Origin of the sequence: Catenuloplanes sp. NPDC051500, from assembly GCF_044454585.1 — a bacterium.
Classification (GTDB): Bacteria; Actinomycetota; Actinomycetes; order Mycobacteriales; family Micromonosporaceae; genus Catenuloplanes.
Genome location: NZ_JBITDX010000021.1, coordinates 102,137 through 127,496, shown reverse-complemented (window position 1 = coordinate 127,496; position 25,360 = coordinate 102,137). Strand labels below are relative to the sequence as shown.

27 protein-coding genes are annotated in these 25,360 nt (G+C 71.3%); 22 read left to right on the top strand and 5 right to left on the bottom strand.

Going from position 1 to position 25,360, the window contains the following annotated elements:
* The first annotated feature begins 30 nt into the window (after positions 1-30).
* Genes ACIA8K_RS32680 through ACIA8K_RS32670 form a run of 3 tightly spaced genes read left to right on the top strand, consistent with a single transcriptional unit; the run spans position 31 to position 1,734 of the window.
* Positions 31-789 carry a type IV toxin-antitoxin system AbiEi family antitoxin domain-containing protein gene (locus tag ACIA8K_RS32680; protein ID WP_396066283.1) on the top strand — a complete coding sequence of 253 codons (759 nt, stop codon included), beginning with the start codon at positions 31-33 and terminating at the stop codon, positions 787-789.
* Between the two features lie 2 nt (positions 790-791).
* Positions 792-1,034 (top strand): hypothetical protein, encoded by a 243-nt coding sequence (locus ACIA8K_RS32675; protein WP_396066281.1) that lies wholly within the window; start codon positions 792-794, stop codon positions 1,032-1,034.
* Between the two features lie 28 nt (positions 1,035-1,062).
* Entirely contained in the window at positions 1,063-1,734 is a 672-nt protein-coding gene (locus ACIA8K_RS32670; RefSeq protein WP_396066279.1) for a nucleotidyl transferase AbiEii/AbiGii toxin family protein, read from the top strand.
* Here the strand turns inward: ACIA8K_RS32670 and ACIA8K_RS32665 are convergent, their stop codons facing one another.
* Both ACIA8K_RS32665 and ACIA8K_RS32660 read right to left on the bottom strand, forming a co-directional pair.
* Positions 1,735-2,238, bottom strand: coding sequence for a GNAT family N-acetyltransferase (locus ACIA8K_RS32665; RefSeq protein WP_396066277.1), 504 nt, complete (start codon positions 2,236-2,238; stop codon positions 1,735-1,737).
* A complete protein-coding gene (locus tag ACIA8K_RS32660; protein ID WP_396066275.1) occupies positions 2,222-3,322 on the bottom strand; it encodes a glycosyltransferase in 1,101 nt (366 codons plus the stop codon). The genes ACIA8K_RS32665 and ACIA8K_RS32660 overlap by 17 nt, the downstream gene beginning before the upstream one ends.
* Positions 3,323-3,412: 90 nt before the next feature.
* On the opposite strand from ACIA8K_RS32660, the gene ACIA8K_RS32655 reads away from it, so the two are divergent.
* Both ACIA8K_RS32655 and ACIA8K_RS32650 read left to right on the top strand, forming a co-directional pair.
* Positions 3,413-3,799 carry a GtrA family protein gene (locus ACIA8K_RS32655; protein WP_396066273.1) on the top strand — a complete coding sequence of 129 codons (387 nt, stop codon included), beginning with the start codon at positions 3,413-3,415 and terminating at the stop codon, positions 3,797-3,799.
* Positions 3,796-6,390, top strand: coding sequence for a hypothetical protein (locus ACIA8K_RS32650; RefSeq protein WP_396066271.1), 2,595 nt, complete (start codon positions 3,796-3,798; stop codon positions 6,388-6,390). The genes ACIA8K_RS32655 and ACIA8K_RS32650 overlap by 4 nt, the downstream gene beginning before the upstream one ends.
* Before the next feature lie 432 nt (positions 6,391-6,822).
* Here ACIA8K_RS32650 and ACIA8K_RS32645 read toward each other — a convergent pair whose 3' ends face one another.
* Together ACIA8K_RS32645 and ACIA8K_RS32640 are read right to left on the bottom strand one after the other, a co-directional pair.
* Complete coding sequence (locus tag ACIA8K_RS32645; protein ID WP_396066269.1) at positions 6,823-7,551, bottom strand: class I SAM-dependent methyltransferase; 729 nt, start codon at positions 7,549-7,551, stop codon at positions 6,823-6,825.
* The gene (locus tag ACIA8K_RS32640) at positions 7,551-8,618 is read right to left on the bottom strand and encodes a glucose-1-phosphate thymidylyltransferase (protein WP_396066267.1); all 1,068 of its coding nucleotides are present in this window, start codon (positions 8,616-8,618) and stop codon (positions 7,551-7,553) included. Before ACIA8K_RS32640 ends, ACIA8K_RS32645 begins: the two co-directional genes overlap by 1 nt.
* Before the next feature lie 147 nt (positions 8,619-8,765).
* On the opposite strand from ACIA8K_RS32640, the gene ACIA8K_RS32635 reads away from it, so the two are divergent.
* The 11 genes from ACIA8K_RS32635 to ACIA8K_RS32585 all read left to right on the top strand — a co-directional run bounded on the left by ACIA8K_RS32635 (position 8,766) and on the right by ACIA8K_RS32585 (position 19,342).
* Positions 8,766-9,500: a TIGR03936 family radical SAM-associated protein gene (locus tag ACIA8K_RS32635; protein ID WP_396066265.1), complete on the top strand. Its 735-nt coding sequence runs from the start codon at positions 8,766-8,768 to the stop codon at positions 9,498-9,500.
* A gap of 174 nt (positions 9,501-9,674) precedes the next feature.
* Positions 9,675-13,241: an Rne/Rng family ribonuclease gene (locus ACIA8K_RS32630; RefSeq protein WP_396066263.1), complete on the top strand. Its 3,567-nt coding sequence runs from the start codon at positions 9,675-9,677 to the stop codon at positions 13,239-13,241.
* Positions 13,242-13,362: 121 nt separating this feature from the next.
* Positions 13,363-13,929 carry a hypothetical protein gene (locus ACIA8K_RS32625; RefSeq protein WP_396066261.1) on the top strand — a complete coding sequence of 189 codons (567 nt, stop codon included), beginning with the start codon at positions 13,363-13,365 and terminating at the stop codon, positions 13,927-13,929.
* Positions 13,930-14,185: 256 nt separating this feature from the next.
* Complete coding sequence (gene rplU, locus ACIA8K_RS32620; RefSeq protein ID WP_033340082.1) at positions 14,186-14,503, top strand: 50S ribosomal protein L21; 318 nt, start codon at positions 14,186-14,188, stop codon at positions 14,501-14,503.
* Between the two features lie 11 nt (positions 14,504-14,514).
* Entirely contained in the window at positions 14,515-14,778 is a 264-nt protein-coding gene (rpmA, locus tag ACIA8K_RS32615) for a 50S ribosomal protein L27 (RefSeq protein ID WP_396066259.1), read from the top strand.
* 164 nt (positions 14,779-14,942) lie between these two features.
* Entirely contained in the window at positions 14,943-16,436 is a 1,494-nt protein-coding gene (gene obgE, locus ACIA8K_RS32610; protein ID WP_396066257.1) for a GTPase ObgE, read from the top strand.
* Positions 16,437-16,500: 64 nt separating this feature from the next.
* Positions 16,501-16,950 (top strand): GNAT family N-acetyltransferase, encoded by a 450-nt coding sequence (locus tag ACIA8K_RS32605; protein WP_396066255.1) that lies wholly within the window; start codon positions 16,501-16,503, stop codon positions 16,948-16,950.
* A gap of 68 nt (positions 16,951-17,018) precedes the next feature.
* The gene (locus tag ACIA8K_RS32600) at positions 17,019-17,420 is read left to right on the top strand and encodes a hypothetical protein (protein ID WP_396066253.1); all 402 of its coding nucleotides are present in this window, start codon (positions 17,019-17,021) and stop codon (positions 17,418-17,420) included.
* 353 nt (positions 17,421-17,773) lie between these two features.
* The gene (locus ACIA8K_RS32595; protein ID WP_396066251.1) at positions 17,774-18,037 is read left to right on the top strand and encodes a hypothetical protein; all 264 of its coding nucleotides are present in this window, start codon (positions 17,774-17,776) and stop codon (positions 18,035-18,037) included.
* Positions 18,034-18,567 carry a hypothetical protein gene (locus tag ACIA8K_RS32590; RefSeq protein WP_396066249.1) on the top strand — a complete coding sequence of 178 codons (534 nt, stop codon included), beginning with the start codon at positions 18,034-18,036 and terminating at the stop codon, positions 18,565-18,567. The genes ACIA8K_RS32595 and ACIA8K_RS32590 overlap by 4 nt, the downstream gene beginning before the upstream one ends.
* A gap of 196 nt (positions 18,568-18,763) precedes the next feature.
* On the top strand, positions 18,764-19,342 hold the full coding sequence (locus ACIA8K_RS32585; protein WP_396066247.1) for a cellulose binding domain-containing protein: 579 nt from the start codon (positions 18,764-18,766) through the stop codon (positions 19,340-19,342).
* A 6-nt stretch (positions 19,343-19,348) separates the two neighbouring features.
* On the opposite strand, the gene ACIA8K_RS32580 is transcribed toward ACIA8K_RS32585, so the two are convergent.
* Positions 19,349-19,576 (bottom strand): DUF397 domain-containing protein, encoded by a 228-nt coding sequence (locus tag ACIA8K_RS32580; protein WP_033340074.1) that lies wholly within the window; start codon positions 19,574-19,576, stop codon positions 19,349-19,351.
* A 134-nt stretch (positions 19,577-19,710) separates the two neighbouring features.
* On the opposite strand from ACIA8K_RS32580, the gene pepN reads away from it, so the two are divergent.
* The 6 genes from pepN (at position 19,711) to ACIA8K_RS32550 (ending at position 25,357) form a co-directional block, all read left to right on the top strand.
* Positions 19,711-22,224 carry an aminopeptidase N gene (gene pepN / locus ACIA8K_RS32575; protein WP_396066245.1) on the top strand — a complete coding sequence of 838 codons (2,514 nt, stop codon included), beginning with the start codon at positions 19,711-19,713 and terminating at the stop codon, positions 22,222-22,224.
* Positions 22,225-22,342: 118 nt separating this feature from the next.
* A complete protein-coding gene (nadD, locus tag ACIA8K_RS32570; RefSeq protein ID WP_396066243.1) occupies positions 22,343-22,939 on the top strand; it encodes a nicotinate-nucleotide adenylyltransferase in 597 nt (198 codons plus the stop codon).
* Between the two features lie 102 nt (positions 22,940-23,041).
* Entirely contained in the window at positions 23,042-23,446 is a 405-nt protein-coding gene (gene rsfS / locus ACIA8K_RS32565) for a ribosome silencing factor (protein ID WP_396066241.1), read from the top strand.
* Positions 23,443-24,072, top strand: a complete 630-nt coding sequence (locus tag ACIA8K_RS32560; protein ID WP_396066239.1) for a histidine phosphatase family protein — start codon at positions 23,443-23,445, stop codon at positions 24,070-24,072. The genes rsfS and ACIA8K_RS32560 overlap by 4 nt, the downstream gene beginning before the upstream one ends.
* A 37-nt stretch (positions 24,073-24,109) precedes the next feature.
* Entirely contained in the window at positions 24,110-24,517 is a 408-nt protein-coding gene (locus ACIA8K_RS32555) for a hypothetical protein (RefSeq protein ID WP_396066237.1), read from the top strand.
* Between the two features lie 18 nt (positions 24,518-24,535).
* The gene (locus tag ACIA8K_RS32550; protein WP_396066235.1) at positions 24,536-25,357 is read left to right on the top strand and encodes a DegV family protein; all 822 of its coding nucleotides are present in this window, start codon (positions 24,536-24,538) and stop codon (positions 25,355-25,357) included.
* The last annotated feature ends 3 nt before the right edge of the window (positions 25,358-25,360 follow it).

The window sequence follows — 25,360 nt, the reverse complement described above, 5'->3', positions numbered from 1 at the left end:
GGAATTTTTGCAGATCTTGGATCGGTCATCGTGGCGAACATCCGTACAGTCGCGGAGCTGGCGAGCGACCAATGGGGCCTGGTGACGGTACGGCAAGCGCGACTGCTTGACGTCACGCCGCAGTCGATGGCGAAGATGGCTCTCGCGGGAGGCCTCGTCCGGATCGCCCACGGGATCTATCGCCTGGTGGGAAGCCCCTCGCATGAGCATGAGGAACTGCGGGCGGCCTGGTTGAGTCTTGATCCCGCCCGCACTGCCGGCGAGCGGATCTTGGATCCGGACGTCGAGATGGTGTCGCATCGCTCCGCTGCGCGCGTGCGTGGCCTCGGCGATCTGGCCGCTGACGTCATGGAGTTCACGGTTCCGCGTCGTCGGCAGTCGCGTCGGCATGATGTGCGGTTACATCGAGGCGCCGTGACCGAAGTGGACTGGAATCTGGTTGACGGCCTGCCCGTCGCCATGGCGGCGCGGACCATCGACGATCTCGCCGCTGAACGCGTCGATCGGGGTCATCTGTCCGGGATCGTCCGAGACGCACTGTCCCGAGGGCAGGCACAGCCGGACGAACTGGTTCGGGTGCTGGCACGTCATACCCGTGCCTACGGAATGGGTGTCGGCGGCGGGGCCCGGTTGCTCGAAGTGCTGCAGGACGAGGTACCGGACCGTTCGGCGCAGGAGCTGCTGACTGCTGTTGACCCGACGGTCGTGCAGGCGGTCATGTCGAGCCTCGATCCGGCTCTCTTGCGGGCCATTGTCCGGCAGATGCAATCTCGACCCGAGGACGAGTGACAATGCCCGCGACCGAACCGCCGTTGTTCAAGAGCGCCACCGCCTTTCGCGCGTCGGTCGACGCTCACCTGAAGACCAGGCAGCGGCAGCTCGGCCCGCCCACGACGTCCGAGCTGCTCCGCCGGCGTTTCCTCCAGGAGCGGCTGCTCGCCCGGGTATTCGCGAGCCCCGACTCTCCATGGATTCTCAAAGGAGGGCTGAGCATGCTCGTAAAGGACCCCACCTCAGGCGAGATACAGCCGTGACGTCGACCTTGTGCACCTGCCTGCGGACATGGGACGGGTAACAGCGGATCTCACACAGACCATCAGCGCTGCCGTGGGTGACCCACTGCGATTCCAGATCGTCCGCACCACACCGCTCAGCACCGACGCGGCCCTGCGCGCCCTCGTCGAGGTGTACGCCGGGACCGGAAAATGGGACGAGTTCCCGATCGACGTCTCCTGCGAGATCCACTTTGTCGGCCCGCTCGAACATCGCGTCCACACGCCGGTGCTGCCGCCGGAGAAACTGGGCCTGAGCCTGCCGGAGTTCGTCCTGTATCTCCTGGTGGATCAGGTGGCCGACAAGGTCTCCGCCATGTATGAGCGCCATCGTGGCGCGGCGTCCAACCGTTGGCGGGATCTGGCCGACCTGGTGCTGCTGGTCGCCTGCGACGACGATCTCGATGCCGCCGGACTCGTCGCCGCGCTGGAGGTTCGCGCTCGGGTCGCCCGCAGCCCCATGACCTTGCCGACCGCGATGCGGGCGCCGGCGCCCGAGTGGAGAACCGGATATCCGGCGTTCGCGGCCAAGGAGACGCTCATCGACCGGCGGTATCACGATCTAGATGAGGCGATCCGTTTTGTTGGTGAATGCCTCGATCCTGTTTTGAGCGGACAGGTCGAAGGCGGACGGTGGAGTCCCACCCTCCGTTCCTGGACCGGTGGTGGCCCGAACGGCTGATCACCGCGCGGGCGCGTGTAGCTCCAGCCAGAGGACGTGTTCCGGGGTGCCGTCGATCTCTGTGGTGTAGTGGCGCTCGGGGATCTCGATGAAGCCGTTGCGGCGGTGCAGCGTGAGCACCGGTTTGTTGCCGGCCAGCGTGCGGGCGCCCAGGACCGCGAGCTGCAGATCGTCGAGCGCGTAGCGGATCGCCGCCTGTTCGAGGCCGACCCAGGCGCCGAAGAGCGTGCCGCGCGGGCGGAGCGTTTCAAGATCAAGGAAGAAGCCCCACTCGGCGGTACGGGTGAGTGGGTCATGATCTTTGAAGGTGACCGCGCCGACGCCCTCGCCGTCGTGCTCGTAGATCAGGATGCGGCTTGCCGGGTCCGCGGACATGCGATCCCACCAGGTGCGATGGTCGTCCGGTGAGATGACGTCGCGGTAGAGGAACTGGGCGCGGACCTCGGGGTGGTTGCGCCAGCGCCGCACGTTCTCGGCGTCGTGCGGCTCAGCGGGTCGAAGCACGGGACGTCACCTGGCCCTCCACCTGCTCGCGGATCACGTAACCGGGGCGGCCGCTGCCGGTGGTGTGGATGCGGCCGATGTATTCGCCGAGCACGCCCACCGCGATCATCACGGCGGACGACGAGAACGCGACCATTGACGCGATAGTGGTGAAGCCGGCGATCCGGGTCTCGCCGCTGGCCCAGGCCCAGATCAGGCGTGCGAGCAGGGCGAGGCCGCCCAGCCCGACCAGGAACCCGGCGTACGTCACCAGCCGCAGCGGCGCCGTCGAGTAGCCGAACGCCATGTCCGCCGCGTGTGCCAGCAGCCGACCCGGGGTGTAGCCGGACCGGCCGGCCGCGCGCGGCGCGATGCGCACCCGGACCGCTGTCACCCGGGTCGTGCCCCAGGAGAGTCCCACGTCGATAGCGGTTCCGGGGCCGCGCACACCGTCCAGGCCCTGCACCAGGAATGACCGGAACGCCCGGAACGCGCCGACCAGCCGTGCATTGCGGACGCCCATCGCGCCGGCCAGGCCCGCCTTGATCAGCCGGGAGGCGGCGTTGCGAAGCAGGCCGTGCTCCTCCGCCTCGGGCACGCCGTAGACCAGGTCCACCTCGTCGGTGAGCGCGGCCAGCAGGCGGGGGATCTCGGACGGCGGGTGCTGCAGGTCGTCGTCCATGGTCACGATCACCTCGTGCCGGGCCGCGCGCAGGCCGGCCAGCAGCGCGCCGTGCTGGCCGACGTTGCGGGCCAGCCGGATCGCCCGGACCTCGGGTCGCGTCCCGGCCAGCGCGGAGGCGGCGGCCCAGGTGTCGAGGCCGCCGTCGTCGTCCACCACCAGCACGACCTCATAGCCGCCGAGGCGCCCGCCACCGAAGGTCCCACCGCCGAGAGATCCGGCACCGAAACGCTCGCCGTCGAGGGGCCCGCCGCCGGGAGGCCCGCCGCCGGGAGGCCCGCCGCCGGGAGGCCCGCCGTCGAGAAGCCCGCCGTCGAGAAGCCCGCCGTCGGGAGGCCCGCCCAGGACCTCGCCGAGCTGGGCCACCAGCAGCGGCAGCGTCTCCGCGGAGCGGTAGCAGGGCACGACCACCGAGATCCGCATCCGTACCCCTCTACCAGGCCACCGTCGGCCCGGTGGATCGTTGAAACACGCGTGACTTGCACCGCGCACGCGACCGGCCGGCGGAGGCGTTTGCTCCGCCCCCTGCTCAACGACCGACGCGCTCTCTACGTTCTCGCCGGGGGTTGCGGCGCGGTCGTCTACTACGGGTTGTTCTCCGCGGGATGGCTGATCGCCGGGCACCGCACGCCGTACCTGCTGATCGCCGTGCTCGCGAACGCGGCGACCGCGCTGATCACCTACCCGGCGTACCGGCGGATCTTCGGTGGCACCGGCTCGTGGGGGGCCGGGCTGGCCCGGTTCTACCTGGTCTCGCTGGGCAGCCTGGCCTGCACGCTTGTCGGGCTGCCGCTGCTCGTCGAGACGGCCGGGCTGCCGGTGCTGCCGGCCCAGGCGCTGATCATCGTGGTCGCGCCGGTGATCACCTATCAGCTGCACCGCGGCTGGTCGTTCCGGTGACCGCCACGCTCACCCGCGCGGCGTCCGCCGGGAACACCGCCCCGCCGACGGTCCCCGGCCGCTTCGCCCGCGGCGCCGGGTTTGTCGTGCGCTTCCTGCCGGCGGTGCTCACCGCCGCGGTCATCGTCACAATCCTTCGCTGGTACGGCGTGAGCACGCGCGACATCGCGGCGTTCGCGGCCTACCTCACGCTCGCGGTCCTGCTCCCCGGCACGCTGGTCTGGCGGGCGCTGCGCCGGGGTGCGGGCACGCTGCCGTCCGACGTGGCCGGTGGCGCCGCGATCGGCTACTCCCTGGAGATCATCGGGTACGTCGTCGCGCGCACTGCCGACCAGCCACGACTCGCCCCCGCGCTGCCCGCCGTGATCCTGCTCGCGTTCCTTCTGGTCAAGCCGCTGCGCCAGTACTGGCGGGGGTCCGGAGACCCGGTACCGCGCCGCTGGGCCTGGGGCGTCGCAGGTGTCTGCCTGCTGGTGCTCGGCTGGACCGCCGCGAAGTTCTTCAGATCGCACGGCCTGGAGTGGCCGTCGGTCGGTACGCCCTACGTGGACATGCCGTTCCATCTGGCGCTGGCCGGCGAGCTGAAGAACCATGCGCCGCCGCAGATCCCGTACCTGATCGGCGAGCCGCTGCACTACCACTGGTTCGTCTATGCGGACCTGGCCGCCACCAGCTGGGGGACCGGCATCGAGCTGCAGGTGCTCCTGCTGCGGCTGAGCCTGCTGCCGATGGCGCTGATCTTCGTGGTCGGCACCGCGGTGCTCGCCACCAAGCTGGTCGGCGAGTTCCGCAATCCGGTGCCGTGGTGGGCCGGGCCGCTGGCCGCGCTGCTGCCGCTGGTCGGGGCGCCGTTCAACCCGTACCGGAATCTGCCCGCCTCGGTGCCGCAGGGCTCGATCCTTGACGCGCTCTGGCTCAGTCCCACCCAGACGTTCGGCGCGATGCTGGCGATCGCGGCCGTGATGCTGCTGATCGAGCTGCTCCGCGACGTCGGCGGTGCCGGCCGGTGGACCATGTTGATCCTGCTGCTCGTGGTGATCACCGGGGCGAAGGCCACCTACCAGCCGCTGCTGCTGGCCGGGCTGGTGCTTGCCGTGACAGTGCGCTGGATCGGCGAGTTCCGGCCGCCCCGGGCCGCGCTCGCCGCCGCCGGCCTGACCACTGTCACGCTCGTGTTCGCGCAGCTCATCCTCTTCTCCGACTCGGCCGGCGGGCTCAGCGTCAAACCGCTCTCCACCGCGCTCAACTCCGCGCTCGGCCACATCGCCGGCACCGCCACGCTTGTGCCAGGCACCGAGGGCGGGCCGCCGGGGCCGATCCGCTACTCCGCGATGGACGGCGTGCCGTTCGGCGGGCAGGACGTGGACCCGGCCGCGCTGGCGCCGATCGGTGTCACGGCCGCGACAGGTGGCAATGCGGTCGAGGGTGCTGCCGCGACCACGCCCGGCTCGGTGGGGGAGGGGCTTGCCCAGCTCGGGCTGGAACGGGTGGCCGAGCTGGGCTGGTGGCCCGCGTTCACGCTTGCGACGCTTGTGCTGCTGCTGTGGATGAGCATGGTCGGCGGCGCCTGGGCGATGCTGCTGCGGCCGCGCCGGCTTGTCGACCCGGGCGTGCTGATCTGCCTGGGCATCGTGGCGGCCGGGTTCGGTGCGGCGCTGACGTTCGAGCATCCGGGCGCCAGCCAGCTCTACTTCGTCAACTCGGCGCGGCCGTACCTGGGGTGCCTCGCGGTCGCCGGGCTGGTCGTGGCAACGGCGCAACGCCGTACCCTCTGGGGCTGGTCCTTGGGGATCTTCTCGCTCGCTGCCGGGGCCGGTGCGGTCTGGGCCGGGCACGACCTGATCGGTGAGCCGCGGGACAACCAGGGCTTCGGTTCCGTGCTGGCGCCGCTCGGCGTGCTGGCCGGGGCCGGCGTCGCGGTGTGGCTGCTGGTCTGGGGCCTCGGCCGGGCCCGGAAGCGCGCGCGGCCGTCCCGCCGCGCCTGGTTCGCGGTCTGGCTGGCGATGCTCGGCATGGTGCTGCCGGCCGCGGTCGGCGGCTACGCCTCACCGATCCTGGCCGCGATGCGCGGAGGCTGGCGCGACGTGCCGATGGAGGCGGACCCGTCCGAGGTGCGACCGGCCGTGCCGGAGGGCGCGGTCGAGGCCGGCCGCTGGCTGCGCGACCACTCCGCCCCTGACGACCTGGTCGCGACCAACGTGCACTGCCGCACGCTGCGGCAATGGGTCTGCGACAACCGCAACTTCTGGGTCTCCGCCTACACGGAACGGCGGGTGCTGATCTCCGGCTGGGGCTACACGGTGACCGCGCACGCGGAGGCCGCGCGCACTGGCACTGTCGTCAACCGGGTCGAGTTCTGGGACCGTGCGCTGCTCAACCTGAACGACGCCGCGTTCCAGATGCCGTCCGCGGTGAGCGTGGGCCGGCTCGCGGCCGACCACGGCGTCCGCTGGCTGCTCGTCGACCGCCGGACCAGCACACCGCCGCCGGAGCTATCCCGCTATGCGGTACCGCGCTTCACCGCGGGCGTCTGCGACGTCTACGAGCTGCCCGCCTCCGCTGCCGACTACCGCGTCACATCCGCCGACTGACCGGTCGTCAGGGCGCGAGCTGCCCGGTCGTCAGGGCGGGAGCTGACCGGCCGTCAGCGCGGGACCGACCGGCCATCAGGGCCGGGAGCGCCCGATGTTCCGTGACGGGCACCGCACGACTTTCCGGAGTCGCGCGGTGCCCGTCATCCGCAGAACGCGGACTCGGAAACCGATCATCCGGTACCGGAGCGGGGCCTGCGCACCCGCTATTCCAAGAAATAGCGGGTTACTCGGGCACGCGAGGCCGATAACGCGAAATGTGGTGGGAAAAGCGTGCAGGACGGGGTTGATCTGGCACGACGAGACCGGAAGGAAGGCCCCCCGGGGCCGACCGGAGCCCGCGGGAGCGTGCGGGCCGGACCACCGCGAGAGCGGGTAGATGTGGCACTGGAATTAGATCTTGGGTTTCTTGGGTCGCCGCACCCTGGGACGTCAGGGGCGCCGCGCGCGGAGGACGAGCGAGACGCCGGGGAGCGCGCCGAGCGGGAGGTGGCGTTCGAGGCGGACCACGGCGCCGAGCGCGGCGTTGAGCAGCGGGTGAACGGCGGTGACGTCGTGACGGAGCGTCGTCTCGGCAGCAGGGCTGGCGGTGGCGGTGCGGCGGAGCGCGACCGCGGGCCGGAGCAGCACGTTCCAGCTCCGGAGCGCCTCGACGCGCAGGCCGGCGCCGGTCACGAGCGCGGTGAGGCCGGCCCGGTCATAGCGGCGCACGTGACCGCTGAGCTCGTCAAAAACAGACCATAACCGCATATCGGCGGGTACGGCGATGAGCGCGGTCCCGCCCGGCCGGAGCACCCGGTGAATCTCGGCGGCCGCGCGCTCGTGCTCCGCGATGTGCTCGAGCACGTCGAACGCGACCAGCAGGTCACGGCTCGCATCCGGCAGCGGCAGGTCCCGGGCGTCCGCCTGGATCGCGGTGAGGCCGCGGGCACGGGCGATCTCCACGCCCTCCGGCAGGAACTCGGTGGCCAGCACGTCGTAGCCGAACGCGCGCAGGACCAGGCAGTTCCCGCCACCGGCGGCGCCGATCTCGACGGCCCGGCGCGGCCCCGGAGACCTGTCGAGCCGGCGCAGCTCACGGGCGAGCAGGGCACGGCGCTCGCGGTACCACCAGTGGTGATCCTCGACCTCGGCGGTGTCCCGGATGTCGGCGCCGCGCATCAGGCCCGCAGCCGGACGGTGCTGTGATCGCCGACGATCAACTGATGAGCCGCGGGGGTACGCGGAGCGGGCAGCACCTGGGCGTCGCGACCGATGATCGACTCGCCGATCCGGGAGACGCCGCGGATCGAGGCGTTGGCGAAGACGATCGAGTACTCGATCTCCGCGTCCTCAAGCATGCAGTCGTCCGCGATCGAGGTGAACGGGCCGACGTACGAGCGGATGATCTTCGTTCCGGTGCCGATCACGATCGGGCCGCGCAGCACCGAGTCCTCGACCACGGCGCCGGACTCGATCACCACCCGGCCGATGATCTCGGTGGATCCGGCCACCGTGCCGTCCAGCCTCGGCTCCACCGACTCCAGCACCATCCGGTTGCACTCAAGGATGTCCCGCGCCCGGCCGGTGTCCTTCCAGTAGCCGCTGACCAGGTGCGAATGCACGCGATGGCCCTGCGCGATCAGCCACTGCACCGCGTCGGTGATCTCCAGCTCGCCGCGGGCGGACGGGCCGATCGCGCGGACCGCCTCGTGGATCGCGGGGCTGAACAGATAGACGCCGACGATCGCCAGGTCGCTCTCCGGCTCGGCCGGCTTCTCGGTCAGCCCGACGATCTCCCCGCTGCGGCCGAGCGTGGCCACGCCGTACGAGCGCGGGTCGTCCACGGCCGCAAGCAGGATCTGCGCCTCGTAGTCGCCGGCCCGGAACGCCGTGACCAGCTCCTGCACGCCGCCGAGCAGGAAGTTGTCGCCGAGATACATGACGAAGTCGTCGTCGCCGAGGAAGTCCCGGGCGATCAGCACGCAGTGGGCCAGCCCGAGCGGCGCTTCCTGCGGGATGTAGGTGATGGACAGGCCGAAACGGGAGCCGTCGCCAAGGGCGGCCCGTATCTCCGCGCCGGTCTCGCCGGTGATCACGCCCACCTCGGTGATGCCCGCCTCGCGCACCGCCTCCAGCCCGTAGAAGATCACCGGCTTGTTCGCGACCGGGAACAACTGCTTGGCGGACGTGTGCGTGAGCGGCCGCAGCCGGGTGCCGCGCCCACCGGCAAGCATCAGAGCCTTCATGCCGGATGTAACGGGCTGCGTAGGCGGATGGCGACGGCGAGTCGCGTTGCCGCCGTGCGTACGGGAAGATGGGCGGGACCCACCAGAGGACAAAGGAGCCCCACGATTCCTCCCAAGCCACAGCCAGAGGGGGGCCAGGCGCCCGTCGTGCAGCGGATCCGGATCCGCTATGCCAAGCGCGGCCCGCTCCGATTCACCTCGCACCGGGACTTCGCGCGCGCGTTCGAGCGTGCGCTGCGCCGGGCGGGCATCCCCATCGCCTTCTCCCAGGGATTCACGCCACACCCCAAGATCTCGTATGCCAGCGCCGCGCCCACCGGCGTCGCCAGCGAGGCGGAGTACCTGGAGATCGGCCTGCAGACCCACACCGATCCGGAGACGGTCCGGGCCGCGCTCGACGCCGCGCTCTCGCCCGGCCTGGACGTGCTGGACGCGGTCGAGGCCGGCCCCGGCAGCCTCGCCGACCGGATCGACGCGTCGCACTGGCGGATCGAGTTCCCCGGGATCACCGACGAGACGTTGACCAAGGCCGTCACCGCGTTCCGCGACGCGCCGGAAGTCGCCGTCGAACGGCTCACCAAACAGGGAAAGCGACAGCTCGACGCACGTACGCCGGTCACCCGCATCGAGGTGAAATCGGAGGGCGGCGCACCTTCCGGGGTCGGGGCCGCACCGTGTGCGATACTGGACCTTGTCGTGCGGCAGGTCACCCCGTCCGTACGACCCGATGACGTCCTGTCCGGCCTCCGCGTGGTGGCCGACCTGGAGCCGCCGTTGCCGCCGAGGGCGACACGGCTGGCGCAAGGATTGCTGACCGCGCAGGGGGAGATCGTCGACCCGCTGGCCGCGGACCGCGACGGGGCAACCATCGGTGGGAGCTAGCCGGGTTTTCCGGCCAGCGCTCGTCGGCAGACTTCGGTAATTCGCGCCTTACGGGTTTCCCGGCCATCGGACGGCGGCGGGAGACGCGCGCGGCGCGGCACCGGAACTACTTTGCGGCGATCCTGCGTGGCAGCGCTCACCCGCGCCCGGGGCCGCCAGAACTGGAGAACGCCCATGCTCGACAACGAGCCAGAGGGCGGTGAGCGGACCGGTTCCACACCGGCCGGCGACACCGTCGACAGCACTACTAGCGACAACGTCCGCGAGGCGGAGCGCCCGGCGCCCGTCGATACCCCGGCGCCGCACGGCACCGCGGCCGAGCTGCTCGGCGAGACCACGCCGGTCCAGGCCGTCCCCACGGCCGAGACCGTCGAGGACGCCGCCGAGACGGTCGACCCGACGGCCGAGACGGCCGAGGACGCCGCCGAGGACGAGGAGATCGCTCCGGCGGTCCTGGAGTCCGTGCCGGTCGCGCCCGTCGAGACGCCCCCGTCCGGCGTCTCCTCGGCCGACACCGCCCCGGCGGAGGAGATCGTGCCGATCGACGCGGGTCCCGCGCCGCTCACCGACGACGAGGTTCCGGTCGCGCCGGTCAAGGCCACGCGCACCCGGACCCGCACCCGCAAGGCGGTCGCTCCCGCCGCCGACGGCGAGACCGCCGAGGACGACGCGCCGGCCGCCCCGGTGCGGCGCACCCGCACCCGGAAGGCCGCTGCTCCCGCGCTCGCGGCCGAGCCCGGTGCGGAGACGGCCGAGCCCGGCGCGGAGACGCAGGCCGGGGTGAACCCGGAGATCAGCCCGGTACCGCTCACGCTTGACGACGAGGCCCCGGCCGCGCCGGTCAAGGCCACGCGCACGCGTACCCGGACCCGCAAGGTCGCCGCCCCCGCGGCCGAGCCCGATCAGCTCCCGATCGTCCTGGTCCCGCTTGACGACGAGGTCGAGGACGAGGCCGGCACCGTGACGCCGGTCGCCGCACCGGTCGAGCCGGCCGAGGACGGGCCGCGTACCCGCCGCCGTGCGGCGATGCCCCCGCCGGTGCTGTTCATGGCGCCCGAGCCGGAGCCGATCGTGCCTGTCACCCGGCGCGCGGAGGCCCCGGCCGCCGCGCTTATCGCACCGGCCGAGGCCGTGCCCGCGCCGGTCGAGGCGGAGGAGGAGGCGGAGCCGGTCGAGACCACCCGCCGTCGCCGTCGCCGCCGTGGCGCCGCAGAGCCGGCCGACTCCGACGACGACACCGAGGACTACCGCAGGTCGCCGGCCGAGGAGTACAGCCGGGCCGCCGTCACGGACGTCGAGGAGCAGGACGAGTCCACCGACGACGTCGAGGACGACCTCGACGGCGAGGCGGACGACGAGGACGGCAGCCGCCGCCGTCGCCGCCGTGGCCGCCGTGGCCGTGGCCGCGGTCGTGGTGGCGCGGACGACGACGGCCTGGGCGAGGACGAGCCCGCTGAGGAGAACGAGGCGCCGGCCGCCGAGGCGGACGACGAGGACGAGGACGGCGGCGAGCCGATGACCCGCCGTCGCCGCCGCCGTCGCCGCAAGGGCGCGGGCGACGCGGACGAGGCCGAGGAGGCGGGCGTCCACACGGTCGTGCGCATCCGCGAGCCGCGGGCCGTCGCCGACGAGGTGCAGGGCGTCTCCGGCTCCACCCGGCTGGAGGCGAAGCGTCAGCGTCGTCGCGACGGCCGTGAGCAGCGCCGGACCCGCCCGCCGATCCTGTCGGAGTCGGAGTTCCTGGCCCGCCGCGAGGCCGTGGACCGGACGATGGTGGTCCGGCAGACCAGCGACCGTACGCAGATCGCGGTGCTCGAGGACGGCATCCTTGTCGAGCACTACGTCAGCCGCGGCTCCTCGGGGACCATGGCCGGCAACGTGTACCTCGGCAAGGTGCAGAACGTGCTGCCCAGCATGGAGGCGGCGTTCGTCGACATCGGGCGCGGCCGCAACGCCGTGCTCTACGCCGGCGAGGTCAACTGGGACGCGACGGGTCTGGAGGGCCGCTCCCGCTCGATCGAGCAGGCGCTGCGCTCCGGCGACTCGGTGCTTGTGCAGGTGACCAAGGACCCGATCGGGCACAAGGGCGCGCGGCTGACCAGCCACATCGCGCTCTCCGGCCGGCACCTGGTCTACGTGCCGCACGGCAATGCGTCGGGCATCAGCCGCAAGCTGCCGGACAACGAGCGCAAGCGCCTCCGTGACGTGCTGAAGAAGATGGTGCCGGACGGCGCGGGCGTGATCGTGCGTACCGCGGCCGAGGGCGCCAGCGAGGACGAGCTGGCCCGCGACGTCAAGCGTCTGCAGGCACAGTGGGAGGACATCCAGTCCCGGGTCGCCGAGGGTGGCGCGCCGGTCGCGCTCTACGAAGAGCCCGATCTGCTGGTACGGGTGGTCCGCGACCTGTTCAACGAGGACTTCCGCGAGGTCCTGGTGCAGGGCGAGGACGCGTACGACATGGTGGAGGACTACCTCACCCACGTCTCGCCGGACCTTGTCGAGCGCCTGCACAGGTACACAGGCGTCGGTGACATCTTCGCCGACAAGCGGATCGACGAGCAGATCCTCAAGGGCCTGGACCGCAAGGTCTTCCTCCCGTCCGGCGGTCACCTGGTGATCGACCGGACCGAGGCGATGACTGTGGTCGACGTCAACACCGGTAAGTACACGGGCGTGGGCGGCAACCTCGAGGAGACGGTCACCCGGAACAACCTGGAGGCGGCCGAGGAGATCGTGCGTCAGCTGCGGCTGCGCGACCTCGGTGGCATCGTGGTCATCGACTTCATCGACATGGTGCTTGAGAACAACCGCGAGCTGGTGCTGCGGCGGCTGACCGAGTGCCTGGGCCGGGACCGGACCAAGCACCAGGTCACCGAGATCACCTCGCTCGGCCTGGTGCAGATGACGCGCAAGCGGATCGGCGCGGGCCTGCTCGAGGCGTTCAGCGAGACCTGCGACCACTGCAAGGGCCGCGGCCTGGTCATTCACACCGACCCGATCAGTGACCGGTCTCGCAACGGCGGCAACGGGCACGGCCACGGTGGTGGCGACCGCGTGAAGTCGGTGGCCTCTGGCATCGTCCCGTCGCCGGTGCGCACCGAGCGCATCGAGCGGACGGAGCGTGTCGACCGTGCCGAGGGCTCGGGCCGGGTCGAGAGCTCCGGTCGTGCCGAGAGTTCTGGTCGGGCCGAGAGTTCTGCTCGCGCGGAGAGTTCTGGTCGGGCCGAGGGTTCTGGTCGTGTCGAGGGTTCTGGTCGCGTCGAGAGTTCCGGTCGTGTCGAGGGCTCCGGTCGTCGTCGCGGGCGGAAGACGGCCGAGCTGGTGGTGGCCGAGTCGGCGACCGCGCAGGCGCTGCTGGCCGAGCCGGACCTCGAGCCGGATCCCGCACCCGCGATCGAGCTGGAGGCCGACCCGCAGCTGCGGGTGGAGGCGCCAGTCGCGCCGGTTATCCCGCCGGTGATCGGTGCGGTGTCGGGCATCCTGCAGCAGTCGGCCCCGGCGCCGTCGCTGTCCGCCTACGAGGCGGCGAGCTACGACGACACCATGGGCTACGACCTCTCCCGGTACGAGAGCACGGTCGAGGACGACGAGGACGAGGACGACGAGGCGGGTGAGCCCGCGCGGCTGGCCGCGGCGGACGACCCCGACGCGCTCGGCGAGGACGAGGACGAGGATGCCGAGGGCGGCGCGAGCGGCCGTCGCCGGACCCGGCGCAGCACCCGTCGGCGTACCCGTCCCTGATTGAGGTTTGTGCAGGCCCGGACCGTTATCGGTCCGGGCCTGCTCCACGTCCGCGCGCGGGACCGGCGCGCACGGGTTAGGGTCGACGGCGGTCAACGGTCCCGAACCCAGGAGCACCCCCATGACCCGCCCCCGGTCACTCGTTCGTCCCGCTGCCGCCGCGTTCGCGCTCGCGGCCGCGCTGCTGCTCACCACCGCCTGCTCCGACGACGAGGAGCCGCCGCCGGCCGCCGTGCCGTCCGCCACCGCGTCTCTGCCCGGCGCCGCCACGGACCCGTCCGTCACCGATCCGGCCGCCACCGCGTCCCCGCCCGCCCCCGTGGCCGGCGAGGTGCCGATCCCGGCGGGTACCGGCCCGGCCGGCGGTAACGCGACGAACGTCTGCGACACGGTGACGAAGGAGAGCTCGGCCGCGGTCACCGAGTACGTCGGCCAGCTGGCCAAGCTCGCCCAGGCCGGCCCGGACACCGCCGAGGGCAAGGCGGCCCAGGCTGCCGCCGAGAAGGCGCTTGACACCTGGGAGGCGTCGCTGCAGGCCCAGGCCGGCTCCGCCTCGGACGCCCGGCTGAAGGCCGTGCTGACGAACATGGCGGCCCGGGTGGGTGTCATGACCGCGGATCTGGAGTCGATCGGTGGCGGCCAGGTGGAGCAGCTGCAGGCGCAGCTCGACGAGCTCTGTGGGAGCTGACCAGCACCCGAGTTGGGAGGCCACGGCCTGATGGCGTAGTCTTGCCTCTTGGCGCACCATCGTGCGCCGAGTTCGCGTGCGCCATCCGGAGGTCATCTCCCGGCTGGGCTTGCCTGTACGTCTGTGGGGCTTGACCTCATCAGTCTGTGGGGCTGGACCTTAGTCGTGGCACGCTGCGAGCACGAACCATCCGCCAGCGGTTGCGTTGCGTTGTCTGTCTACGCGCCGCTTGTCAACGACAGGGAGTCCGCGTCTCATGTACGCGATCGTCAAGACCGGCGGCAAGCAGTACAAGGTCGCCGAGGGCGACGTGATCGAGGTCGAGAAGCTGGTGGGTGAGCCCGGCGACGCGGTGAAGCTCGCGGCGCTGCTCCTCGTTGACGGCGATGACCTGGTGACCGACGCGGCGCAGCTTGCCAAGGTCTCGGTGTCCGGCGAGATCGCCGAGCACACCAAGGGACCGAAGATCCGGATCCACAAGTTCAAGAACAAGACCGGCTACCACAAGCGCCAGGGGCACCGTCAGCCGCTGACCAAGATCAAGGTGACCGGCATCTCCAGCGGCAAGAAGTAGGGGGCTAACTCATGGCTCACAAAAAGGGTGCTTCCAGCTCGCGCAACGGCCGCGACTCCGCAGCTCAGCGGCTGGGCGTCAAGCGCTTCGGTGGTCAGGTCGTGAAGGCCGGCGAGATCCTGGTCCGCCAGCGCGGCACCAAGTTCCACCCGGGTGACCTGGTCGGCCGTGGCAAGGACGACACGCTGTTCGCGCTGTCCGCCGGGTCGGTGCTGTTCGGCACCGCGCGTGGCCGCAAGACGGTCAACATCGTGCCGGTCGCGGTCGAGGCCTGATCTCGCGATCTTTCGGAGCGGGTCGGGGCGGTTGCCCCGGCCCGTTTTCGTATTTCGATGGTTTTCAACACGAAACGGAATGAACCGGCTTCGTGTGTTCTTGAGTTACCCGGGCGCGCCTCCAGGCGTACCCCCGGATGGTTGTGATCTTTAAGGGGCTGGAAGTGGCAACGTTTGTCGACCGCGTGGTGCTGCACCTGCAGGCGGGGAACGGTGGCCACGGCTGCGTGTCGGTGCTCCGGGAGAAGTTCAAGCCGCTCGGCGGCCCGGACGGCGGCGACGGCGGACACGGCGGCAGCGTGAAGCTGGTCGTCGACCCGCAGGTGCACACGCTGCTTGACTTCCACTTCCGGCCGCACATCAAGGCGCAGAGCGGTGTGGGTGGCGGCGGCGGCAACCGGGACGGCGCGAAGGGCCGCGACCTGGTGCTGAAGGTGCCGGACGGCACTGTCGTGATGACGCCCGAGGGTGAGGTCCTGGCGGACCTGATCGGCGCGGACGCCTCGTTCGACGCGGCCCGTGGCGGCCGTGGCGGCCGTGGAAACGCCTCGCTTGCGAACTCGCGGCGCAAGGTGCCCGGCTTCGCGGAGCTGGGCGAGCCCGGTGACACGCTCGACGTGGTGCTGGAGCTGAAGAGCGTCGCGGACGTGGGCCTGGTGGGTTACCCGTCGGCCGGTAAGTCCTCGCTGATCTCGGTGGTCTCCGCGGCCAAGCCGAAGATCGCGGACTACCCGTTCACCACGCTGGTGCCGAACCTGGGCGTCGTCCAGGCCGGCGAGAAGACGTTCACCATGGCGGACGTGCCCGGCCTGATCCCGGGTGCGGCCACCGGCAAGGGCCTCGGCCTGGAGTTCCTGCGGCACATCGAGCGGTGCGCGGTGCTCGCGCACGTGATCGACTGCGCGGCGCTGGAGACCGAGCGCGACCCGATCAGCGACATCGAGACGCTTGAGGCGGAGCTCGCGGCCTACGGCGGCCTGGAGGACCGGCCGCGCGTGGTGGTGCTCAACAAGATCGACGTGCCGGACGCGCGCGACCTCGCGGAGATCGTCCGGCCGGACCTGGAGGCGCGTGGCTACACCGTCTTCGAGATCAGCGCCGTGACCCGGGAAGGGCTGCGGGAGCTGACGTTCGCGCTGTCCAAGCTGGTCGAGGAGAACCGTCTCGCGATCGCGCCCGCCGAGCCGTCCCGGATCATCATCCGGCCGATGGCGGTCGACGACAGCGGCTTCACGATCACCAGGGAGAGCGAGCCGGACCCGGAGGCGGAGGAGCAGACGACCGTCTGGGTGCTGCGCGGCCCGCGCCCGGAGCGCTGGGTGCGCCAGACGAACTTCGACAACGACGAGGCGATCGGTTACCTCGCGGACCGGCTGGACCGGCTCGGCGTCGAGGACGCGCTGGCCAAGGCCGGTGCGAGCGCGGGCGACACGGTGCGGATCAGCACCTGGGAGTTCGACTGGCACCCGGATGCGGGCGAGTACATCGCCGGTCCGCGCGGTACTGACATCCGCCTGGAGGAGAAGAACCACCGGCCCACCGCGGCGGCGCGACTGGCGGCCCGGAAGGCGCGGCGCGAGCGTACGGTCGTCCCGGAGGAGGCCGCCTGGGTCGGCACGCTGAAGGCCGAGCAGCTGACCGAGGACGACTGGTCGTGATCACCACAATTCAGGTCCATTTCTCGGAAACCTCGTAGAAAACGGATTCGACTAACCTCGAAGCATGTTGATCGAGCCTCGTACCGGTGCCGACCCTGAGCTGCACGCGCTGATAACCGAGCAACAGCGCGAGCTCGCCTCGGCGTCCGGCGGGGAGGACGAGATCGTCTACCCGGTGCGGATCGGCGCGACCTACCTGGTGGGGATCGTCAACGGGCATGCGGTGGCGTGCGGCGCGGTGGTCACGCTCGACCCGGACACGGCAGAGATCAAGCGGATGTTCGTCCGGCCCGCGTTCCGCGGCCGGGGGTACTCCCGGGCGATCCTGGCGGAGTTGGAGGAGCTGGCCACCCGCGCGGGTTACCGCACGCTGCGGCTGGAGACCGGGGGTTACCTGCCGGTGGCGATGTCGCTCTACCGCACCGCGGGCTACGAGCCGATCCGGGCCTACGGAGAGTACGTAGGCAATGCGCACAGCGTGTGCTTCGAAAAGCGCCTGCCTGTTCTGGCCTGATTTATCGGATATGGCGTGCGCTATCGGGGGATGGCGACGCCGTGGCAACGGTGAAACGATGGTCGACTATGGACGAGGCGCGCCTTGACACGCCGGCGGCGATCGACGAGCACCTGACCCAGGCGCTCACCCGAGCCGACCGGGCGCGGTACGGGGTGCGCTTCGTGCTCTGTGACCGGGACAACCGGGTTCGCGTGCACTGCCCCGTGGACGAACTGCCGCCGTTCTCGGACGGTGAGGGGCCACGCGCGACCGTCGCCGCGTTCGCCACCTCGCTCACCGGCGAGCCGGCCGACGGCGGCGTGCTTGTGGTACTGACCCGGCCCGGCTCCGGCGCGGTGAGCGCGTCCGACCGGGCCTGGTTCCACGCGACATACGACATCTGCCGGGTGGCCGGCGTGCGCGTTCTCGGCGTCTACCTGGTGACGCCCGCGGATCTGCGCCAGATCCTGCTCGACGACGCGCTGTAGGACCCGCAGTAGGACCCGCTGTAGGACCCGCCGCCGGCCGGTGAGGCCCGTGGCCGGGCCGCGGGGTCTGCCGTGCTGGAGGGACCGTTGACCGGAGGCCGGGCGGGCCGGTGGCGTCCGCGTGTCACCGTACGCGCCGCTGCCCGGTGGGGGAGGGGCCGGGAAGGGGGGCCAGGAGTGGTGCGGGTGTGCTGGCCCCTGTTGGTGGCTCCTCTGGGAGGGGCGGGGGTGGGTGGATCGTGGTGGGCGCCGGGGGCGATCGCAGTGTCCGGTGCGGCCGGCGGCTCCGACGAGTCGCGGCCGGAGGCAGCGTGGCGAGGCGGGCGGGCGCCGCGCCCGAAGGGAGGCACATCGTGAACGCCACGGATTCTCACCCGAACTCCGACATCGAGACCGCGCTGGCCGCATGCCGGAAGGCCGGGCTGACCACCATCCGGGGAGGTGACGGACCGATCTGGGGGTGGGCCGAGTGTGCGACCGGCGCCCGCCGGATCTCGGTCCCCGCGCACCCGGCGGACCCGGCCCGGCAGGTCACCCGACTCATGATCTTTCTGGACAGCCATGTCACGCACCGGGTGCGCAGGCGCCCGGCGCCACGTGTGAGGAGCGGCCGATGACTCGGGTCTTCCAGTTTCGGATGGTGGTGGACACCCCACCCACTGACGCACAGGCGGTCGCGCTGGTCGCGTTACCGGATTCTCCCGCGGTCGAGATCGCGCCTGAGGAGGAGGTCGGGGTGGTCTGGTTCGACCGGCCCGCGCCCCGGCTGGCCGAGGCGATCGTCACTGCCACGCATGACCTCGAGCGGGCCGGACTGCGGCCGGTCCGGGTGGAACCCCGCGATCCGGTGACGATTCCGGAGGCGGCGGCCCGGCTCGGCCGCCAGGTGGAGTGGCTCCGGGCCCGGCTGGCCGGCGCGAACGGCGAGCAGGGCGCTCCGGTGCCGCTGCCGATGCGGGCGGCCGGGCGGGAGAAGCTCTTCAGCTGGGACGACATCACCGAGTGGGCACGTGAGCGGTTCGACCCGGGCCTGCCCGACGATCCGCTGGTCCTGACCGCGGCCGGCCTCGTGCTCCGCCTGCGCCGCTGCGCGCACGGCGTGGACGGGCTGCCGATTCTGCTCACCCTGATCGGCACCGAGACGTAGACGGCGGGGGAGGGTGGCCGGGCACTGTCCACGATCGAGCCGCGATGCGCTCAATCCGGTACGGGCCATGTGCAACCGGGCAATGATCCGGCTACCCTCACTCGGTCGTGACCTAATACGAGGGGGGCGAATGCCTGCGAGGCACGGTGGCCGGCGGACAGCGCAGAGCGGCTGGGCTGAGATCTCGGTGCCCTGGGTGCCGGTTCTGGCCACGGCCGGAATTCTGGCCGGGGTGCTGGTGGCCGCGTTGCTTCTGGTGCCGGGCGACGCCCCGCAGGACGCGAGCGCCGCGTCTCCGCCCCGCTCGTCCGCCCCCGATCCGACGTTCGACACGCTTTCGGACTCGCCCGAGCTGTCCCGTGTGCCCGGGATGGGCAATCCGTCGCCGAGCGCGATGGGGGAGACCTCGCTGGTGTCGGGCGAGGGCGAGACCGAGAGCACGGACCGGTCGGACGCGACCGGCACCTACCGCGTGCTGAACTCCTACGGCGACTCGTTCATCGGCGAGGTGCTTGTGCACAACCCCACCACGGGGGTACGGCACTGGTCGCTGCAGATCGCCTTCGACGACACCGTGGGCGAGCTGTACACCTTCTGGGTGGAGTCGGCTCCGCAGGCCACCATGAGCCGCAACGGGCCGGTCTACACGTTCATCAGCACAGTGCCGCTGAGTGCGGGCGCGTCCGTCTCGCTGCGGTTGCAATTCGCCCGTACGGGTGAGGACGCGCCGCCTCGGTTGTGCACAGTCAACGGGGGAACCTGTCGGTACAGGTGACCCCGGTCACTCCAGGTCGAACTCGCCGTCCTTGGCGCCCTCGACAAAGGCGTCCCACTCGGCCTGCGTGAAGACCAGGACGGGACCGTCCGGGTCGGCGCCGTTGCGCATGCCGATCAGGTCATCGACGAAGGCGACCTCGACGGAGCTTCCGTCGCCGCCCTCGCCCGGCCCGGCCGACTGCCACACCGCGCGGGAGAGATCGAAGTCGCCCTTGGGGTGAGGCGTGGTCATAGGGTCTCCCTAGGGGATCTTGAACTGGGGATTCGGCGGTAATGCGAGGCGCGATGCGGGCGTGCGCCAGGTCACATCGCAGGACACAGGTTACCCGGGGTTGCCGCCGGGCCCGGACCGGGGAGGATGGTCGGATGCGCAGCCTGACTCGTGCGGAGGCCGTGGAGCGCGCCGCACTCCTGACCGTCGACGGTTATGAGATCCACCTTGACCTGACGGGTGGCCCGGAGCTGTTCCGATCGACCACCACCATCCGATTCCGGGCCGCCGCGCCCGATCCCACCTTCGTGGAGGTGAAGCCGCACCGGCTGCTCGCCGCGCGGCTCAACGGCACGGACCTGGACGTGAGCGAACTGGAGGGGAACCGGCTTGCCCTGGCCGGACTGCTCACCGGCGAAGCGGAGAATCTGCTGGTCGTCGAGGCGGAGATGGCGTACACGAACACCGGCGACGGACTGCACCGGTTCGTCGACCCGGCGGACGGCGAGGTGTACCTGTACGGGGGATCGTTCCTGGACGAGTCGGAGAAGGTGTTCGCCTCGTTCGACCAGCCGGACCTGAAGGCGCCATTCTCGCTCACCGTGCGCGCGCCCGAGGGGTGGCGCGTCGCGGCGAACGGCGCGGAGGTCGCCCACGACGGCGGGCTCTGGACGTTCGCCCGTACGCAGCCGCTGTCCACCTACTTCTGGTCGATGATCGCCGGGCCGTACCACCTGGTCAGCGCCGAGCACGACGGCATCGCGCTCGGCCTGTACTGCCGGCGGTCGCTCGCCGCGGACCTGGACAAGGACGCGGTGGAGATCTTCGACGTGACCGCGCGCTGCCTGGACCGCTTCCACGAGCTGTTCGAGATGCGTTACCCGTTCGGGAAGTACGACCAGGCGTTCGTGCCCGAGTTCAACGCCGGCGCGATGGAGAACCCGGGCCTGGTCACGTTCCGGGACGACTACGTGTTCCGGTCCGTGGTCACCGACAGCGAGCGTGAGCTGCGCGCCACCGTGATCGCGCACGAGATGGCGCACATGTGGTTCGGCGATCTGGTCACCATGCGCTGGTGGGACGACCTGTGGCTGAACGAGTCGTTCGCCGAGCACATGGGCTACCGGGTGATCGCCGAAGTGACCGACTGGCAGACCTGGACCACGTTCGGCATGCGGCGCAAGGCCTGGGGCTACATGGCGGACCAGCGCCCGTCCACCCACCCGGTCGCGCCGCCCGAGCTTGAGGACTCCGCGCTCGCGCTGCTCAACTTCGACGGCATCTCGTACGCGAAGGGCGCGGCCGTGCTGCGCCAACTGGTCGCGTTCCTCGGCGAGGAGGCGTTCTTCGCCGGCATCCGGGAGTACTTCCGGGCGCACGCGTTCGGCAATGCCACGCTCGCCGACCTGCTCGACGCGCTGAGCCGGGCCGCGGGCCGGGACCTCACCGGCTGGGCCGACCTGTGGCTGCGCCGCGCCCAGGTCAACACGCTCACGCCGGAGGTCACGCCGGGCCCGGACGGCACCTGGGCCGAGGTCGCGATCCGGCAGACCGCCCCGGAGGACCACCCGACGCTGCGCCCGCACCGGATCCGGGTCGCGCTCTACGACCGGGACGGCACGGCAGTGGTGTGCCGCGAGCGGTTCGAGGTCGACCTGGCGCCGGACCGGGACGGCGGCCGCACCGTGCTGGACCGGCTGGCCGGCCGGCGCGCCGCCGACCTGCTGCTCATCAACGACGGCGACCTCACCTACGCGAAGGTGCGGCTCGACGACGCCTCCGCGTCCGCGGTGCCGGTGATGCTGCCCGCGATCGAGGACTCGCTCACCCGTGCGGTGCTCTGGAGCGCGGTCATCGACGCGATCCGGGACGGCGACCGCCCGGTCTCGGATCTGGTCGCGCTGGTGCTCGCGGCGCTGCCTACCGAACGCGAGGTGATCATCGTCGAGGACGTGCTGCTGCTCGTCACGCGACTCGTCGACACCTACCTCGAGGGCGCGGCCCGAGAGGATGCGCTGCTGCTCATCGCGGGCGCCTGCGACCGGCTGCTGGCCGCGGTGCCGCCCGGGGAGTCGCTGCAGCTGGCGGCCGCCCGGGGGCTGATCCGGTCGACAGCCGATGCGGCGCGGCTGTCCGGCTGGCTGTCCGGCGAGGGCGTGCCGGCCGGGCTCGCGGTCGACGCGGACCTGCGCTGGCGGCTGCTCAACCGGCTTGTGGTGCTGGGCGGGGCCGGAGAGGCGGAGATCGAGGCGGAGTCGCGGCGGGACCGGAGCGCGGCCGGCGAGCAGTGGGCCGGCGGCTGCCGTGCGGCGCTGCCCGACCCGGAGGCGAAGGAGCGGGCGTGGCAGCGGCTTGTCGCGGACGAGTCGCTCTCCAACCGCATGCTTGTCGCGTACGCGAACGCGTTCTGGCAGCCGGAGCAGAGCGAGCTGACCGCGCCGTATGTGGCGCGTTACTTCGCGGAGATTCCGGAGGCGGCGCGGAAACGGTCGGCCTTCTCGGCGGAGCGGCTGTCGCTGTTGCTGTACCCGGCGTACGCGGTCTCGCTGGAGACCCGGGCCGCCGCGTCGCAGCTGCTGGAACGCGATGATCTGCCACCGGCGGTGCGTCGCGCGGTGACGGATGCGGATGACGAGATGCGTCTCGCGCTCCGGTCACGAGGCGCCTGACGAAGACCTCTGTGCCCATGGGGGTACGGCCGCGGCCGTACCCTCGTGGCGCCGTTGATCTGGATCTTGATTTTGATCGGGGTTTGCCGGAGCGGGCCGGGCGAGAGAAGATCATTCTGTGGGCGAGCGTGGGCAGCGGATCGGGATCATGGGCGGCACGTTCGATCCGATTCACAACGGTCACCTGGTCGCGGCCAGTGAGGTCGCGGACAGGTACGGGCTGGACGAGGTGGTCTTCGTCCCGACCGGGCAGCCCTGGCAGAAGGGGCGGCAGGCGGTGACGCCGGCCGAGGACAGGTACCTGATGACCGTGATCGCGACAGCGTCCAACCCGCGCTTCACGGTGAGCCGTGTCGACATCGACCGGCCGGGCCCGACCTACACCGTCGACACGCTGCGTGACCTGCGCGCGCTCTACGGCCCGGAAGCGGAGCTGTTCTTCATCACCGGCGCGGACGCGGTCGGCAAGATGCTCTCCTGGAAGGACGCGGAGCGCATGTTCGCGCTGGCCCGGTTCGTCGGTGTGACCCGGCCGGGCTTCGAGCTGACCACCGAGCACCTGCCGGACGACGCGGTGAGCCTGATCGAGGTGCCCGCGATGGCGATCTCGTCGACCGCCTGCCGCGCGCGCGTGGTGGCCGGAAAGCCGGTCTGGTACCTGGTCCCGGACGGTGTGGTGCAATACATCGCCAAACGAGGGCTCTACGCTGGGTAGTTCGTCCTCTTATGTCCGTTCTGGGGATGAAGTGACAAGACGACCGTCCACCGGTTGTGAGACCCTGGAACGGTTGTTGCTGTCCCCATGAAAGGAGCCCGGGTGACGGTACCCGAGCGTGCACTGGAGCTGGCGCTGGCCGCCGCTCAAGCCGCTGCCGACAAGAAGGCCGAGGACGTCGTCGTCATCGACGTCGGCGACCAGCTTCCCATCACCGACGCTTTCGTGATCGCCTCCGCGCCGAACGAGCGCCAGGTGCTCGCGATCGTCGACGCGATCGAGGACGAGCTGCTCAAGCTGCCCGAGAAGGCGAAGGCCGTCCGCAAGGAGGGCGAGCGCGCCGGTCGTTGGGTCCTGCTCGACTACAACGACATCATCGTGCACGTCCAGCACAGCGAGGAGCGCGAGTTCTACTCGCTCGACCGGCTGTGGAAGGACTGCCCGATCGTCCCGTTCGTCGATCGCGACCTCGTCGAGGCCGAGGCCGGGGCGGGCTCGGCGGCGTGACGCGTCTGATCATCTGGCGGCACGGCAACACGGACTGGAACGCGGAGGGTCGCGTCCAGGGCCAAACCGACGTGCCGCTGAACGATCTCGGCCGCTCCCAGGCCGCCACCGCGGCGCCGCTGCTGGGCGGGATGGAGCCGGACGCGATCTACTCAAGCGACCTGCAGCGCGCCCGGAGCACCGCGGCCGCGCTGTCCGGCCTGGCCGGGCTGCCGATCGTGGAGGACGCGCGGCTGCGCGAGCGCCACTACGGCGAGTTCCAGGGGCTCACCAACCCGGAGATCGCCGAGCGCTTCCCGGAGGCGCACGCGCGCTGGTCCGGCGGCGATCCGGACGTCGGCTGCGGCGTCGAGCGCAACGACGACGTCGGCAAACGGGTCGGCGAGGCGCTGCGTGAGATCGCCGACCGGCACGCCGGCGAGCTGGTCGTCATCGCCACCCACGGCGGCGCGGCCCGGCAGGGCTTCGGTGACCTGCTGGCCTGGCCGCTCGACGTGATGTCGATGATCCGCCCGCTGCAGAACTGTCACTGGACCGAACTTGTGGACACGCCGAACCGCGGCTGGCAGCTGCGTGCCCACAATGTCGGCCCGTGGCCGGAGAAGTCGATCCCCGCGCCGGTCTGAACGGAACCCGGCGCGGGCCGGTAACGTCACAGTCATCATGACTCTGCGCCGGTTTCCCCTGATTCTCGCGGCCGTTGCGGTTCTCGCGGCATCCGCGTGCGCCTCGCCCGGCTCCTCACCGGAGTCCGGCGCGCCGGCGGCTCCCGGGTCCTCCTCGGCTGCCGCGGCCCCCGACCCCGGACTGCCGCTGGAGACGCCGCCCGACATGACCGGCAAGCCCGGCAAGCCGATCGAGGTGACAGTCACCGGCCAGGTCACGGCCGGTGTCGAGCCCGGTTGCCGGTTGCTCTCCGACGGCCGCAACTCCTACCTGCTGCTCGGCGGCGACGAGACGGTGGCCGCGGTCGGAGCGCAGGTGACCGTCACCGGCACGGTCGGCGAAGGCATGATGACCACCTGCCAGCAGGGCACGCCGCTGCAGGTGACCTCGGTGAAGGCGTCCTGATTCGGGTACCGTGCCCGCATGTCAGTCGCGGTCGTCACGGACTCCACGGCGTACCTGCCGCACACCGGCGGGCTCACGGTCGTGCCGCTGCACGTGGTGGTCGACGACCGTGAGCTTGCCGAAGGGCCGGAGCTGGGCTCCGGCGAGCTGGCCCGGGTGCTCGGCGACCGGCGGGTCACTGTCACCACGTCCCGCCCGGCGCCGGAGCGCTTCGCCGAGGCGTACCGCAGGCTGCTCGACGGCGGCGCCACAGGTGTGGTCTCCGTGCACCTCTCCTCCCGGCTCTCCGGCACCGTCGAGGCAGCCCGGCTGGCCGCCACCCGGTTCGGCGACGCGGTCCGCGTGATTGACTCGCGGTCCGCCGGGATGGGCACCGGCTTCGCCGCGCTTGCGGCCGCCGGCTACCACGATCTCGACGAGGCAGCCAAGGCCGCGCAGTCCACGATCGAGCGGACCACGTCGCTCTTCTACGTCGACACGCTCGACTTCCTGCGCCGTGGCGGGCGGATCGGCGCCGCGTCAGCGCTGGTCGGGACCGCGCTCTCGGTCAAACCGATCCTGCGGATGCAGGACGGCGCCATCGTGGTACGCGACAAGGTGCGCACGGCCGGCCGGGCCCTCGCCCGGCTAGCTGACCTGGCGGTAGAGGCGGCCGGCGACGGTGACGCCGACCTCGCCGTGCACCATCTGGTCGCGCCGGAGCGGGCCGCCCAGCTGCTGTCCCGGGTGTCGGAGCGGCTCGGGTCGCGGGTGCGGGGGACGTATGTCACGGAGATCGGCGCGGTGGTCGGGGCGCATCTGGGGCCCGGCGCGATCTGTGCCGTGGTTTTGCGCCATTAGGCC